Origin of the sequence: Phycicoccus elongatus Lp2, assembly GCF_000367525.1 — a bacterium.
Classification (GTDB): Bacteria; Actinomycetota; Actinomycetes; order Actinomycetales; family Dermatophilaceae; genus Phycicoccus_A; species Phycicoccus_A elongatus.
On sequence record NZ_HF570956.1, the window covers coordinates 1,369,510 to 1,384,641 of the forward strand.

At 68.3% G+C, this 15,132-nt stretch carries 11 protein-coding genes; 3 read left to right on the forward strand and 8 right to left on the reverse strand.

From position 1 onward, the window contains the following. Positions 1-55: 55 nt before the first annotated feature. Positions 56-2,164, forward strand: coding sequence for an elongation factor G (locus BN10_RS06495; RefSeq protein WP_010850404.1), 2,109 nt, complete (start codon positions 56-58; stop codon positions 2,162-2,164). A gap of 15 nt (positions 2,165-2,179) precedes the next feature. Here the strand turns inward: BN10_RS06495 and BN10_RS06500 are convergent, their stop codons facing one another. From BN10_RS06500 to BN10_RS06515, 4 genes are all read right to left on the reverse strand, one after another. Further along, positions 2,180-2,737 (reverse strand): HIT family protein, encoded by a 558-nt coding sequence (locus BN10_RS06500; protein WP_010850405.1) that lies wholly within the window; start codon positions 2,735-2,737, stop codon positions 2,180-2,182. A gap of 350 nt (positions 2,738-3,087) precedes the next feature. Then, positions 3,088-5,073, reverse strand: a complete 1,986-nt coding sequence (thrS, locus tag BN10_RS06505) for a threonine--tRNA ligase (RefSeq protein ID WP_010850407.1) — start codon at positions 5,071-5,073, stop codon at positions 3,088-3,090. Between the two features lie 110 nt (positions 5,074-5,183). Next, positions 5,184-6,470, reverse strand: a complete 1,287-nt coding sequence (locus tag BN10_RS06510) for an SAM-dependent methyltransferase (protein ID WP_010850408.1) — start codon at positions 6,468-6,470, stop codon at positions 5,184-5,186. Beyond that, a complete protein-coding gene (locus BN10_RS06515) occupies positions 6,467-7,843 on the reverse strand; it encodes an FAD-binding oxidoreductase (protein WP_010850409.1) in 1,377 nt (458 codons plus the stop codon). Before BN10_RS06515 ends, BN10_RS06510 begins: the two co-directional genes overlap by 4 nt. A 62-nt stretch (positions 7,844-7,905) precedes the next feature. Between BN10_RS06515 and BN10_RS06520 the strand changes: the two genes are divergently transcribed. Next, positions 7,906-9,789: a S9 family peptidase gene (locus tag BN10_RS06520; protein WP_010850410.1), complete on the forward strand. Its 1,884-nt coding sequence runs from the start codon at positions 7,906-7,908 to the stop codon at positions 9,787-9,789. On the opposite strand, the gene BN10_RS06525 is transcribed toward BN10_RS06520, so the two are convergent. Genes BN10_RS06525 through BN10_RS06535 form a run of 3 tightly spaced genes read right to left on the reverse strand, consistent with a single transcriptional unit; the run spans position 9,782 to position 13,271 of the window. Next, positions 9,782-10,639, reverse strand: coding sequence for a MaoC/PaaZ C-terminal domain-containing protein (locus tag BN10_RS06525; RefSeq protein ID WP_010850411.1), 858 nt, complete (start codon positions 10,637-10,639; stop codon positions 9,782-9,784). The two genes, BN10_RS06520 and BN10_RS06525, sit on opposite strands and share 8 nt — an antisense overlap. A gap of 1 nt (position 10,640) precedes the next feature. After that, positions 10,641-11,978, reverse strand: coding sequence for a 3-oxoacyl-ACP reductase (locus BN10_RS06530; RefSeq protein WP_010850412.1), 1,338 nt, complete (start codon positions 11,976-11,978; stop codon positions 10,641-10,643). Between the two features lie 6 nt (positions 11,979-11,984). Continuing rightward, complete coding sequence (locus BN10_RS06535; protein ID WP_010850413.1) at positions 11,985-13,271, reverse strand: acetyl-CoA C-acetyltransferase; 1,287 nt, start codon at positions 13,269-13,271, stop codon at positions 11,985-11,987. Positions 13,272-13,365: 94 nt separating this feature from the next. Here BN10_RS06535 and BN10_RS06540 point away from each other — a divergent pair, with 94 nt between their 5' ends. Next, the gene (locus BN10_RS06540; RefSeq protein ID WP_010850414.1) at positions 13,366-14,091 is read left to right on the forward strand and encodes a TetR/AcrR family transcriptional regulator; all 726 of its coding nucleotides are present in this window, start codon (positions 13,366-13,368) and stop codon (positions 14,089-14,091) included. A gap of 65 nt (positions 14,092-14,156) precedes the next feature. Here BN10_RS06540 and BN10_RS06545 read toward each other — a convergent pair whose 3' ends face one another. Next, a complete protein-coding gene (locus BN10_RS06545; RefSeq protein ID WP_156917160.1) occupies positions 14,157-15,068 on the reverse strand; it encodes a hypothetical protein in 912 nt (303 codons plus the stop codon). Positions 15,069-15,132: the final 64 nt, after the last annotated feature.

Consider the following 15,132-nt stretch of genomic DNA (forward strand, 5'->3'; position numbering starts at 1 on the left):
GCGCGCCGCCCGGAGGCGGTTGTGCAGGCGCCGATATGGGAGCAATGTGTCAGTCATGACCACCGTCACCACCCCGAGAGTCCCTGTCCCCTCCGGCGTCGAGTCGATCCGCAACGTCGTGCTCGTCGGGCCGAGCGGAGCCGGAAAGTCCAGACTCTTCGAGCACCTCGTGGGGTCGCTCGCCGGCAGCAAGGCGCCGCGCGCGGGGGCAAACCAGAACGTCGGTCTGAGAGCCGCCACCGTCGAACGCGAAGGCGTGGTGGTCACCCTCATGGATGCTCCCGGGAACCCTGACTTCGTGGGTGAGGTCAGGGCAGGACTGAGGGCCGCCGATGCGGCCCTTTTCGTTGTGTCGGCGGCGGACGGGGTGGACGCGACCACCCGTGGCCTGTGGCACGAGTGCTCCGTGGTGGGAATGCCCCGGGCCGTCGTGATCACCCAGCTCGATGCGAGCGACGCCGACTTCCAGGCCACCCTCGCCGACTGCCAGGCCCACTTCGGCAGCGGCGTCCAGCCGCTCGGCATACCGGTGGCCGGGAGCGTGGGCGCAGTGTCCTCGATCGCCGACCTCCTCCTCGGTGAGATCCACGACTACGCCGACGGCGGTGATCGTCTGGTTCGTCAGGCCGGCCCCGAGCACGCCGCAGCCTTCGACACCTATCGGGGTGGACTGATCGAGGGGATCATCGAGGAGTCCGAGGACGACGGCCTGATGGACCGTTACCTCGAGGGCGAGGAGTTGCCCTTCGACGTCCTCGAGAAGGACCTCCTCACGGCGGTCGCGGCCGGAACCTTCCATCCCGTGCTGCCGGTGTCGGCGGAAACCGGCGCCGGTGTCGGAGTGCTCGTCCATCTCATCGCCGTGGCCTTCCCCCACCCCGGCCTCCATCCGCTGCCGACCGTCAGGCCGGTCTCCGGCGGGGCGCCGGTCGCCGTCACTGCCGACCCGGACGGCCCACTCGTCGCCGAGGTCGTCCACACCCGAAGCGATCCCTACATGGGGCACCTCTCCCTGGTCAGGATCTTCTCCGGGACTCTTCGCTCCGACCGCGCAGTCCATGTCTCCGGTCACCTCGACGAGATCGCCGCAGTGATCGGTGAAGGCCACGCCGGACACGACGAGGACGTGCGCCCCGGCGCCGTCGGCGCTCCCTTCGACGGCGAGTTGCTCCCCAAGGGCCAGGGAATAGCCGGTGAGGTCGTCGTGGTCACCAAATTGTCGAGTGCCCAGACGTCGGACACGATCTCGGACCCGGATCGTCCCCTCCTCGTCACTCCCTGGGCCCTGCCCGATGCCCTGCTGCCCACAGCAGTGCACCCGGTGACCAGGGCCGACGAGGACCGGATGCCGGCGGCTTTCCGTGACCTGGCCGCCGAGGACCCCTCCCTCCGGATCGAGCACGGCACCGGTCAGGTGGTGCTCTGGACCACCGGTCCGGCGCACCTCGACCTCGTCCTGGCCCGGCTCAGGGAGCGTTACAACGTCTCTGTCGAGAAGGTGGCGGTGCGCGTCCCGATGAAGGAGACCCCCATCGCCACGGCCCAGGCCCAGGGGCGGCACGTCAAGCAGTCCGGCGGGCACGGCCAGTTCGCGGTCGTCCACCTGACGATGGAGCCGCTCTCGCGAGGCACCGGCAACGAGTTCCACGAGACGGTCGTCGGCGGCGCCGTGCCACGGCAGTTCATCCAGTCCGTCGAGAAGGGCGCCCACGCGCAGCTCGACAAGGGCCTGCTCGCGGGGTGGCCGGTCGTCGACGCCAAGGTCACGCTGACCGACGGCAAGGCGCATTCGGTCGACTCCAGTGATGTGGCATTCCAGACGGCGGCCGCGTTGGCCCTCAAGGAGATGGCGTCCGCCGCGACAATGGCGCTGCTCGAGCCCATCGACACGGTGCGGGTGACCGTCGATGACGAGTTCCTCGGCGCCATCATGACCGACGCCAGCACGCGACGGGGTCACATCATGGGGTCGGAGCCGGCCGAGGGTGAGGAAGGAAGGAGCACCCTGACCGCCGCGATCCCCCAACTCGAACTGCTCGACTACGCCATCGCCCTGCGGTCGCTCGCCCACGGGACGGGCCGATTCACCCGCGAACTCAGCGGATACGAACAGTTGCCGGACCGGTTGGCCAAGGAGCACCTTTCCGGCGGCAAGCACTCCTGAGGCGGCGGGTCCGCCTCAGGAGGGCCACGCAGCGGCCAATCGTGCCCTGGTGTCCTCCAGCAGGGCCGGCAGGGCCTTGGTCTGGGCCACGATGGGGAAGAAGTTGGCGTCGCCGCCCCACCGGGGCACGACGTGCTGGTGCAGGTGCGCCGCCACGCCTGCGCCGGCGACCTCACCCTGGTTCATCCCGATGTTGAAGCCCATCGGCGCCGACGCCTCGGACAGGGCGCCGATCGCCTGCTTGGTGAGCCGGGTGAACTCCGCGGTCTCGTCATCGGTGAGGTCGACGTAGAGCGACACGTGCCGATAGGGACACACCAGGACGTGACCTGGGTTGTACGGGAAGAGGTTCATGACCACGTAACAGGTCCGACCTCGGTGGACGATCAGCCCGTCCTGGTCACTGCGCGTCGGGGCGGCACAGAAAGGGCAGCCGTCGCCCGCGTCCGCCGTCGGACGCTCCCCCTCGATGTAGGCCATCCGGTGCGGAGTCCACAGCCGCTCGAAGGAGTCGGCCGTGCCGGCGAAACTCCCTGCCGGCTCGAGGCCGGGGTGACCGGTCGGCGCGCTCATGGTCATGACTCTAGGGGGAAAGGGTGAGGCCCCGGGAAGTATGAGTTCCCGGGGCCTCGGTCGACTCGGCGTGATGCTCCTCGTCTCACGGAAGGCTGTCCGCTCCCTACGCCTTCATCACCAGGCGCTCCGTGCGGCAAGCCGCTCGGTGTGGGTGCTTCCGTTCTTCCGATCCCTCGTTCACCGAAGTGATCGAGTGGGTTATTTCTAGTCGCCAGAACCGTTGCTGCGCAACACCTTCGGGCCAACTTTCTCGAGCAATTCTGCAGGCCCGGCGTGTCGTCGGCGTGTCCTGTGACGACTGGTGCCCACGGTCCGCATGTGGCTCAGCGAGCCCCAGGCATCAACCGTCAGGAGGCAGTGCTGACCTGCCGCTTCTCGTCGATGGCGGCCCGAACCTTGGCGATCGCGGCGTCGATCGGCACGCCGTTCTCCTGCGATCCGTCGCGATACCGGAAGGACACCGAGTTGTTGCTCCGGTCCTCCTCCCCCGCGATGAGGACGAAGGGCACCTTGGCCTTGCTCGCATTGCGGATCTTCTTGGGGAAGCGATCGTCGGACTCGTCGAGCTCGACCCGGATGCCCTGCTTCTTCATCTGCGCCAGGACATCCCAGAGGTAGTCGTTGAAGTCCTCGGCCACGGGCACCCCCAGCACCTGCACCGGCGAGAGCCAGGGCGGGAACGCGCCCGCGTAGTGCTCGGTGAGCACTCCGATGAAACGCTCGATCGACCCGAACTTCGCCGAGTGGATCATCACCGGCTGCTGACGCGAGCCATCGGCCGCGGTGTACTCCAACTGGAAGCCCTTGGGTTGGCTGAAGTCGTACTGGATCGTCGACAACTGCCAGGTCCGACCGATCGCATCCTTGGCCTGCACCGACACCTTGGGCCCGTAGAACGCCGCCCCACCGGGATCGGGCACGAGCGCCAAGCCCGACTCCAGGCAGGCCTTCTCCAACACCTCGGTGGCGATCGCCCAGTCCTCCTCGCTGCCGATGAACTTGTCCTTGTGCTTGTCATCGCGGGTGGACAGCTCGAGATAGAAGTCGTCGAGCCCGAAGTCACGGAAGAGGCCGAGACAGAAGTTCAGCAGGTGCTTGATCTCCGCCGGTGCCTGCTCCGGGGTCACGTAGGAGTGGCTGTCGTCCTGGGTCATGCCCCGGACCCGGGTCAAGCCGTGGACCACGCCGGACTTCTCGTAGCGGTAGACGCCACCGAACTCGAAGAGTCGCAGAGGCAGCTCGCGATAGGAGCGCCCGCGCGACCGGAAGATCAGGTTGTGCATCGGGCAGTTCATCGCCTTGAGGCGGTAGTTCGCGCCCTCGAACTCCATCGGCGGGAACATCGTGTCCGCGTAATAGGGCAGGTGCCCGGAGGTGTGGAAGAGCCCGTCCTTGGAGATGTGGGGGGTGCCGACGTACTCGAAGCCTTCCTCGAGGTGCCGGCGGCGCACGTAGTCCTCCATCTCCCGCTTGATGACTCCACCCTTGGGGTGGAAGACCGCGAGCCCGGAGCCCAGCTCGTCGGGGAAGGAGAAGAGGTCGAGCTCGGCGCCGAGCTTGCGGTGGTCGCGCTTCTCGGCCTCGGCGAGCCGGTCGAGGTATGCCGTGAGGTCGGCCTTGGTGGGCCACGCGGTTCCGTAGACCCGCTGGAGCTGTTGATTGGCCTGGTCGCCGCGCCAATAGGCGGCGGCCGAGCGCATCACCTTGTAGGCGTTGCCGATGAGTTTGGTGTTGGGGATGTGCGGTCCACGGCAGAGGTCGCCCCAGACGCGGGTGCCGTCCTTGCGGAGGTTGTCATAGATGGTCAGGCCACCCTCCCCGACCTCAGCTGAAGCGCCCTCGCCGGCGTCCTCGGCGTTGGACTTCAGCCCGACGAGTTCGCACTTGTAGGGCTCACTGGCCAGCTCGCGCAGGGCCTCGCCGTCACTCACCTCGCGGCGGTGGAAGGTCTGACCCTCGTTGATGATCTTCTGCATCACCTTGTCGAGGTTCTTCAGGTCCTCGGGGGTGAATGGCTTCTCGACGTCGAAGTCGTAGTAGAAGCCGTCGCGGATCGGCGGTCCGATCCCCAACTTGGCGTCCGGGTTGACCTGCTGGACCGCTTGGGCCAGCACGTGCGCGGTCGAGTGACGCAACACCATGAGGCCGTCGGGCTCGTCGATCCGCACCGGTTCGACGACGGCACCGTCGGGCAGGACTCGATCGAGGTCCCACAACTCACCGTCGACGCGTGCCACGACGACCGCGCGGTCGTCGCCGAAGAGGTCGGCTGCGGTCGTCCCCTGGTCCACCGATCGCTCGTCTCCGGCGACGTGGATGGTCAGTGCGGACATGGCGGCATGGCTCCTCCGGATGGGTGATGCGCGCCGGGTCGGCGCACGACCAAGGGTAACGACCCCGGCGCGCCGACCACGACCGGGTTTGGCGGGGATGATCCCAGCGATCAGGCGTGCCACCACGGGCGCAAGGGGAGGTCATGGGTCCCGTCCGGTGCGGGCCTGACGCCCAGGACGTGGTGCAGCTGGACGACGTCGGTCTCGAAGCCCAGCCGCGAGCCGGCCATGTAGAGGCCCCACACCCTGGCCTTGCCCTCCCCCACGTCGGCAACGCACGCATCCCAGTTCTCGACGAGGTTGCCGCACCACGCGGCGAGCGTGAGGGCGTAGTGAGGTCGCAGGTCCTCACTGTGCAGGACCTCGAGTCCGGCGTCCTGTGCCTCGGTGATGATCCGGCCCGAGCCGGTCAGTTCACCGTCCGGGAAGACATAGCGGTCGATGAAGGCACCAGTTTCCAGCCGACGATTGTCCGGGCGGGTGATGCAGTGGTTGAGCATCAGCCCGCCGTCCCGAAGGCGGTCCCGGATGAAGCGGAAGTAGGCCGGGTAGTTGCGCACCCCGATGTGCTCGGTCAACCCGATGGAGGACACGGCGTCGAAGGCGTCCTCCGTCACCGACCGGTAGTCCGCGTGCCGCACCTCGGCCAGATCCGAGAGCCCCTCGCGCTCGATCTCCGCACGGGCCCAGGCCGCCTGCTCGCCCGACAGGGTGACGCCCAGGACGCGGACCCCGCGGCGCGCGGCATACCTGACCATCCCGCCCCACCCACACCCGATGTCGAGCAGGCGGTCCCCCTCGGTGAGTCGCAACTTGTCGAAGACCAGGCGGTACTTGTTCTCCTGCGCCTCCTCCAGGGTCGCGCCCTCGTGGGGGTAGCAGGCGCACGTGTAGGTCATCGAGGGACCCAGGACGAGTTCGTAGAAACGGTTCGAGACGTCGTAGTGATGCTGGATCGCCGATGCATCCCGCGTGAGGTTGTGGCGCACCCCCTCGGCCACCCGTCGCCAGCGGGGAACGGACTCCTCGGGAGGCGGCGGGGGCGGCGTCAGGCCCTTGCGTCCCAGCCGACGGGCCAGAGCGAGCGCCTGCGCGGGGGTCGGGCGATGCAGTTCCATGGCCGCCATGTCCCGAAGCAGCTCATAGGGGTCGCCGGGGTGGACCCCGCTCGGCACGAGGTCACCCGACACGTAGGCACGCGCCAGGCCAAGGTCTCCCGGGGCCGTGAGGAGGTATGCCGCGCCGCGCTCGTTGCGCAGGTGGAGACCGCGGGCCGCCCCGGGGCGGCCGGCTCGTGAGCCGTCGTAGGCGGTGAAGTCCACCGTGAGGCTGCCACGGGTCACCTCGTCGATGAGTTCGCCGATGCCGGGGGTCGTGAGACCGTGGAGTTGGGTCACTGTCGTCGCACCGCCTTGTCGTGCAGGTCCAGGAGTCGTCGGTCGGGGTCGTAGCGGTCCTTGAGGTCGCGCAGGGCGGCACCTCCGTAGAGCCGGTCGAAGGTGGCGCGGTCGTAGAAGCTGTCCGAGTACAGGGACTTGTGGCCCCCGAGGTCGGCGACGACCTGCTCGACCTGGCGGTTGACCGCGTCCGGAGCCTGCCCGGGGCTGATCGCGACCGAGGACCAGAAGCCGACATTGACATACGTTTCTCCGGCACGCAGCGGGTACAACGGCCAGGGGTGCGGTGAGGAGATGTTGCGAAGACGCAATGGGCACAACCAGATCGGCTCGATCGGCACATGGTCGAGGAACCAGCGCAGGAACTCGACCGTGCGCCGCGCGGGAATCTCGACGTCCTGCACCACGCGCTCTCGCGGTGGTCGTCCGTGGCGGGTCTCGATCCGGTCCCCGATCGCGTGACGATGGTCCAGCGCGACCAGTTTCCAGTAGAAGCTGCTGCGGAGAAGCCGCTTTGGCCACCACCGCCGGATGCGGGGGTTCTGGGCACCGAAGGCGCGGGAGCACCAGAACCAGTCGGTGTCCCACCGCCAGAGGTAGTCCTTGATCGTGAGGAGGTCGTGCTGCGTGGTGGAGCCGTCATGCTGGATGGAGCGGTAGTAGATGTTCATGCCGGTGTAGTCGCTCGTCGGGCCGGGCTCGTCGGTCTGACGCCCCAGGACGAGGTACGACTCGGTGGCCGAGAAGACCACACCATCGAGGTAGTGGACCTCCTCCCCCTCGTGTGCCTGCGTCTCGACGATCCGCTCGAGCGTCGAGGCGAGGGACTCCAGGTCGTCGAAGCGCACGTGTCGCAGCGCGACCGCGCGAGCCACGGGTGCGAGTTCGATGAGCAGGCGCGTGGCATAGCCGAGCGAACCGTAGGAGTTCGCGAAGCCGTGGAAGAGGTCAGCGTGTTCTCCCTGCGGCCGGCAGGTGATCACCTCGCCGGTGCCGGTGAGGATGTCCATCTCGAGGACCGATTCGTGGGGCAGCCCGTCACGGAACGATGTCGACTCGATGCCCAGCCCCGTCACGGCCCCACCCAGCGTGATCGTCTTGAGTTGAGGCACGACGAGCGGCGCCAGTCCGTGGGGCAGGGTCGCGTCGACCAGGTCCTCGTACGTGCACATCCCCCCGACCTCGGCGGTGCGAGCCTCCACGTCGACGGCGAAGACCCCCCGCAGGCCGGAGACGTCCAGGCCAGGCACACCAGAACGCTCCCGGGCGCGGAAGAGATTCGACGTGCGCTTGGCCAACCGGATGCGCTCACCCGGTGGAATCGCCGCCCAGCTGGCTCGCAGTGTTGCCAGCCCCCCGGCATAGCCACCCATTGGCCCATGGAATCACACCGGGGGCCCAGAACGTGAGCCCTTCGGCGGCATACGGTGGAGGCATGGCAACCCTCCCCCATGGCACCTGGCCGTCCCCGATTCCCGCGAGCGCCCTGACGGCACGACAGGCCCGCATCGACGAGGTCCGCGTCGATGGAGAGAGCACCTATTGGCTCGAGTCACGCCCGTGGGAGAAGGGCCGGACGGCGTTGGTGCGGCACGACAGTTCGGGGTCGGCGGACGTGCTGCCCGAGCCGTGGAACTGCCGCTCTCGCGTGCACGAGTACGGCGGGGGGTCGTATGCCGTGCGCGACGGCCTGGTCGTGTTCTGCGAGTTCACGACCACTCGGGTGCTTCGTCTCGACCCGGGCGCGACCGAGCCGGTTCCCCTCACTCCCGAGGGCGAAGTGCGTTACGGCGGACTGGTCCTGGCCGGCGAGCAGGTGTTTGCCGTGCGTGAGGACCACCGCGGCGACGGCGCGCCGGTCAACGAACTCGTGCGCCTCGACCTGCACGGTGACAATCCCGATGGGGGCGTTGTCGTCGCGCGCGGCAGCGACTTCGTGTCCCGGCCTGCGGTGAACACGGAGGGCACCGCGATCGCGTGGATCGCCTGGGACCACCCGAACATGCCGTGGGACTCCACGCGCCTCGTGGTGGCCGACCTGACCACCGATGGCGCCGGATCACCGCAGGTGATTGCCGGTGGCGACGGGATCTCGGTGGCCCAACCACAGTTCGCCGACGACGGCACGCTCTGGTTCATCAGCGATGAGAGCGGTTGGTGGAACCTGCACCGTTGGGATGGCGGGCACGCCACCCGGGTCCACCCGATCGACGCCGATCTCGCCCAGCCGCAATGGGTGCTGGGAATGGTCGACTACGCCCTGCTGCCCGACGGGCGAGTGCTCACCCGTCGTTGGGTGGACGAGTACTCGCGACTGGCCGTCCTCGATCCCGCCAGGGACACTCTCACGGACCTCGACGACGAGGGCGTCATGTTCGACCACCTCGTCGCCATCGGCTCCGAGGTCGCCTTCCGACGTGGCCTCGCAGACCGATTGCCCGAGGTGGTGCGAGGACCCCTGGACGGCGACCGAACCATCGTGGCGAGCTCGGCGCCGGAACGCCCCGACCCGGCATACGTCTCACGCGCGGAGGCTCGGACGTGGACCAACGACGCGGGTCGAGACGCCCACGGACTTCTCTACCGGCCGGTGAACCCGGAGGTGTCCGCCCCCGAAGGTGAACGACCGCCACTGCTCGTCTTCGTCCACGGGGGGCCCACGAGCCGCGCCGAACCCGCCTACGCCACCCTCGTCCACTTCTGGACCACGCGGGGCTTCGCGGTCCTCGACGTGAACCACGGCGGATCGACCGGATACGGACGCGCCTACCGCGAGCGCCTGGTCGGCCAGTGGGGAGTCGTCGACATCGACGACTGCGTGTCCGGAGCCAAGGCCCTGGCCGACGAGGGCATCGTCGACGGCTCTCGACTGGCGATCCGCGGCGGTTCGGCCGGTGGCTACACAACCCTGCGGGCCTTGACATCCAGCACGGCGTTCACGGCGGGCACGAGCTACTTCGGGATCAGCGACCTTCGGGCACTCCTCTCCGACGATCACAAGTTCGAGTCGCACTACACGATCACCCTGGTCGCGCCCTGGCCCGAAGGCGAGTCGGTCTATGTAGACCGGTCACCGCTCTTCCACATCGATGATCTGCACGGCGAGTTGCTCCTCCTCCAGGGCGCCGACGATCTCGTCGTCCCGGTGGCGCAGGCCCAGCTCATGGCCGACGCGATGACGGCCGCGGGCAAGGAGGTCGACATCGTCATCTACGACGGTGAGGGACACGGCTTCCGCAGGGCGGAGACCATCATCGACAGCCTCGAGCGTGAGCTCTCCCACTACCAGAAGGCCTTCGGGCTCGGACCGGTCAGCTGACGGTCAACACCAGGTGCTCGACGTCGGGTCGGCGCGCGCTGCGCAGCCCCGCGACGTTCGGGATGCCGGTGGTGTCCACCACGAGGTCCACCCTGCTCGGCAGCAGGATCGGCTTTCGGAACCACACGTGGGAGGTCACCGGGCCGGAGGCATGGCGACCCAACGCGGCCATGACTCGCGCGTAGGACCACATCCCGTGGGCGATCGCCTGGGGAAAGCCCATGGGCTTGGCCGTGAGCGCGGACAGGTGGATCGGGTTGACGTCCCCCGAGACCACGGCATACTCGCGGCCGAGATCCGCGGCCAGTGACCATTGGGCCGCCGGGAAGCCGCTGGGCATCGCCGGTGGACGGTCGCCGCTGGGAGCGTCGGTCTCGCCCTTGCCGCGGGCCAGGTAGGTGCTGCGGCCTTCCCAGACTCGGGCCCCGTCGACGTCGACCTCGGTGACGAGTTGCACGGTCCGTCCCTTGGCGTGGGGCGCCAGGTTGTCGGCGTGCACGGTGATCTCGAGCAGGTCGTCGGCGGTCAGCGCCCGATGAACGGTGATCTCGTTCTCGACGTGGACCAGGCCGACCATCGGCAGCGGGAACGCCGGGTCGCCGAGCAGGGTCGCCTGCAGGCCGAAACCGAGAACGTGCGGGTAGGTGTGGGGCAGTCGGTCGTCGGCCGTGAAACCGCAGAGGCGTTGGTATGCCGTGAGGTGATCGCGGTCGATCCGCTGCCCTTCCAGCCGCAGGACTCGCGGCGGGATCGCGTCATCGAGTCGCCTCGTCCGCGAGAGCGCGGCCCGGACGAAGATCGGGGCGAGACCCGGCGCGGAGTCGAGGGTCTCGACCCTGGGTTCGCCCATGTCAGGCACCCATCATCATCTGGCCGCAGACTCGGACCGTGTTGCCAGTCACACCGCGGCTGGCATCCCAACTGAAGAAGCCGATGGTCTCGGCGACGTCGATCGGCAGACCGCCCTGGCTGATCGAGTTCATCAGCCGACCGATCTCCCGGGTGGCCAGGGGCACCTTGGCGGTCATCTCGGTCTCGATGAAGCCGGGGGCGACGGCATTGACGGTGATGCCCTTGGCCACGATCGTCGGATCCGCGGCCAGCAGGCTCGTCATGCCGATGACCCCGGCCTTGGAGGCGCCGTAGTTGGTCTGCCCCCGGTTGCCGGCGATGCCGGCGATGGAGGCGACGTTGACGATGTGCCCGCCGTCGTTGATGGCCGGCACGAGCGCCTCGTTCATGCGCAGGATCGAGAGCAGGTTGACCTGCAGGACACTGTCCCAGCGATCGGCGTCCATGTTGACGAGGAGCTTGTCGCGGGTGATGCCGGCGTTGTGGACGACGATGTCGAAGCCGCCGTGGCGAGACACGGTGTGCTCCACGATCTTGGCCCCGGCGTCGTCGGCCGTGACGTCGAGTTGCAGCGCTGAGCCACCGAGGCGGTTGGCGACCTCCACGAGAGGTCCGCCGGCGGCGGGGATGTCGACGCACACGACGGTCGCGCCGTCGCGCGCCAGGACATCCGCGATAGCGGCACCGATGCCCCGGGCGGCGCCGGTCACAACGGCGACCTTGCCCTCGAGCGGCTTCGCCCAGTCGCTCGGGTCCTCCACGGGCGCAACGGGCGTCGCCACGTGGAACACCTGGGCGTCGACATAGGCCGAGCGGCCGGAAAGGAGGAAACGCAGGGGCGCCTCGACGGCGTCCTCCGCGCCATCAGCGACGAGGACGGTGTTGGCGGTCCCTCCGGCGCGCATCTCCTTGCCGATCGACCGGACGATGCCCTCGATCGCGCGCCGAGCTGCACCCTGCGCGACCGAGGTCGCCTCTTCGACCGGTCGGCCGATGACGATCACCCGACCGGTCGGCTGGATGGTCTTGAGGGTCGGGGCCACTGCCGCCCGGAGGGTCTCCAGGTCGGCCGGCGTCTCGATCTCGCTCATGTCGAGCACGAGTGCGGCCACCGAGGTCGAGGGTGACGTGGCGATCGGCACGCCGGCTCTTTCGAGCCAGGCCGAAACCCGGTGAGCGACCTTCGCGTCCCCGTGGCCGGTGACGTAGACCGCCCCCGGCACCAAGGAGCCCTTCGGGTCGTGGCGACGCAATCTCGTCGGGCGCGGCAGCCCCAGTGCCGTCGCGAGTTGCTTCCCGATGCCGCCCTGGACGAACTTGCCGTAGTCGAACGCCATGGCTGCTCAGGCCCCTTCGAGGATCGCGACGACGCCGAGGCCTCCCGCGGCGCAGATGGAGATCAGGCCCCGGCTGCCCGGACCCTTCTCGTGCAATTGCTTGGCCAGCGAGGCCACGATTCGCCCCCCGGTGGCGGCGAACGGATGACCGGCAGCCAAGGACGACCCGTTGACGTTCAACTTGGTTCGGTCGATCGACCCGAGGGCTTCGGTCCGGCCGAGCCTGTTCTTGCAGAAGTCCTCGTCCTCCCATGCCTTGAGGGTGGCCAGCACGGTTGAGGCGAAGGCCTCATGGATCTCGTAGTAGTCGAAGTCCTGGAGCGCCAGGCCGTTGCGCTCCAGGAGGCGAGCCACGGCATACGCAGGGGCCATGAGGAGGCCTTCGTCGCCGTGGAGGAAGTCAACGCCTGCCGTCTCGGCGTCGACGAACCAGGCCTGGACGCTCAGGCCGTGCGCTGCCGCCCACTCCTCGCTGCCCAGGAGCACGACGGATGCCCCATCGGTGAGCGGCGTCGAGTTGCCGGCCGTCATCGTGGCGTTCTCACCCTTGCCGAAGGCCGGCTTGAGAGTCGCCAGCTTCTCCATCGAGGAGTCGGGGCGGAGGTTGGCGTCCTTGGCCAAACCCTTGAAAGAGGTGACCAGATCGTCCTGGAAGCCACGCTCGTAGCTGGCGGCGAGGTTCCGGTGGCTCGCCACGGCGAGCTCGTCCTGGGCCTCGCGGGTGATGCCCCACGTCTTGGCGGTCTGGGCCATGTGCTCACCCATCGACAATCCGGTGCGGGGCTCGGTGTTGCCCGGCGAGGCAATCCCGAAGTCGGTCGGGCGGAGGTCGGTCAGGGCGAGGAGCTGGTTCTTGGCGCCCTTGGCACGGTTCACCTTGAGGAGTTTCTTGCGCAACTTCTCACTGACCGCGATGGGGGCGTCCGAGCTGGTGTCGACGCCGCCGGCGATGCCGGACTCGATCTGGCCGAGCTTGATCTTGTTGGAGACGAGAATCGCGGCCTCGAGACCGGTCCCACAGGCCTGCTGGATGTCGTATGCCGGGGTGCTGGGCGACAGTGCCGACCCCAGGACCGACTCGCGAGTGAGATTGAAGTCCCGGCTGTGCTTGATGACGGCACCGGCCACGACCTCGCCGACCTGCTCTCCGCCCAAGTGGTAGCGAGCGACGAGCCCGTCGAGAGCAGCCGTCAGCATGTCCTGGTTGGAGGCCTCGGCGTAGGCGCCGAATTGGCGGGCGAAGGGGATGCGGTTGCCGCCGAGGACGGCAGCACGGCGCAGCGAGGTGGTCACGAGGACTCCTGGGGTGTGGGCTTGGGTGGCAATCGGCCAGATATCCGGTACTGACGGTAGCAGGTAACTCCCGAACCCTGCTACGGTCCGGGCTGTGAGCAGCCCCACCCCAGCCGCCGCCAGCGGACCGGAGACCTGCGAGGTCGTCGACGGCCGCACGACGCGCTGGGACGCTCATCGGACCAAGCGCCGTGCCGACCTCGTGGCCGCCACGCTCAGGGCGATCCGACGCCATGGCGCCGGGGTCGGCATGGACGACATCGCCGCCTCGGCGGGCACATCGAAGACCGTGTTCTACCGGCATTTCGGCGACCGCGCTGGCCTGTATCGGGCGGTGGCGCACAGCGTCGACGCCAGGATCATCGCGGGCGTCACAGGGGTCCTGTCGGAGCAGGCCCGTCCCGGGACGGAGTCCGGCCCGGAGGCTCTCACCTCATCGTCGGAGTCGGCCCGCGCCCAGCGCCTGATGCGAGCCGCGGTCGTGGCCTACCTGGAGTTGGTGGAGGTCGATCCGGAGGTCTATCAGTTCATCGTCGCGGCACCCTTGGTGCCGCCGAAGGAGCGCTCGTCGGCTGATCCGGCTGCCGTCACGGACGTCATGTCGAGTCGGATGGCCGGTCTGCTGGCCGACCAACTGGTGGCGGCCGGGCGCGACCCGGAGCAGGCCGCGATCTGGGGGCAGGCCATCGTCGGCATGGTGCGCAGCGTCGCCGACCAGTGGTTGCGATCGGGTGCCTCGGCTTCAGGCACCGACCGATCCCAACTGGCCACCGATGTGTCGACCCTGATCTGGGGCGGGCTTGCGTCCACCTGGGACTGACACTGTGCGCTGACGGAGCGACTCCCTTCACTGGCAAGAGCAGCGGCAACTCCGCGCACAACGTGTCAGCTCGAGTTGCCGGCCAGTCGCTCACGTCTGTCATCGAAGTAGCGTTGCAGTGCGTCGACGTCATCGCCAGCCAGGGCCTTCTCGGGATCGGTCACGATCTCACGCGCGATGCGAGCACGGGGGCCGGCGTGGAGGGATGGCGCGAACTCGGGGTTCGCGGCATACCAGCGGTGGAAGGTCCTCCCGCCCAGCTCGTGCAATCTGGTCGCCAGCAGACCCGGCCTGCCCCGACGCGCCCAGAAGGCCACGGCGAGACCGGCGACGTAACCGAGAAGCAGAACCATCCCCATCGCGACCAGGGTGGCCACGATCTCATCGCTGGCGAAGTTGTCGGCCACGCTGAGCACGGCCGAGTAGATCCTCGGGAAGTCGATGTCCATCGCGTTCACCTGGTCCAGGAACGGCACCACGTCGTCCGAGACCTTCCGCAGGCGCTCGATCGAGTCGAGATCCGGCCACGCGGTCCACGCTGCTGAGATGTGATCCTTGACCTCCGGAAGGGTCTGCCAGAAGTTGGTCGGGCCGGTGGCCGTCAAGGACTCCTGCGCTTGGGTCACCTCGTCGTAGGACGTGGCGAGGCGCTCCAGCGTCCGAGCGCTCTGCTGGGCCGCGCTCGCGAGTTGATCCGAGCTCGGTGCGTGGTTGTGGAGATAGTCAACCGCGCTTTGAATCTGTGCGCGATGCTCGATCAGGTAGTCCGCCTGGTCGTAGCGCTCGGCCAGGTTGGGGATGACCAGCAAAGCATCCTTGGCCTTCTGCGCAAAGGTCTCCCCGTCGCTCAACGCGGCACTGAGCGCCCCGGCGACCCCGTAGGCCCGGACCACGAAGACGCCCACGACGCCCAGGATCAATCGAAGGAGTTCTCTCGGCCTCAGCCACAGTGGACGAGGTCTGCTCTCAGCGGTCACGGACGACACTCTGGTGTATTTCGGCTGGTTGGTGGATGTGGAGGTGGGCCCCAGCACAGACGAC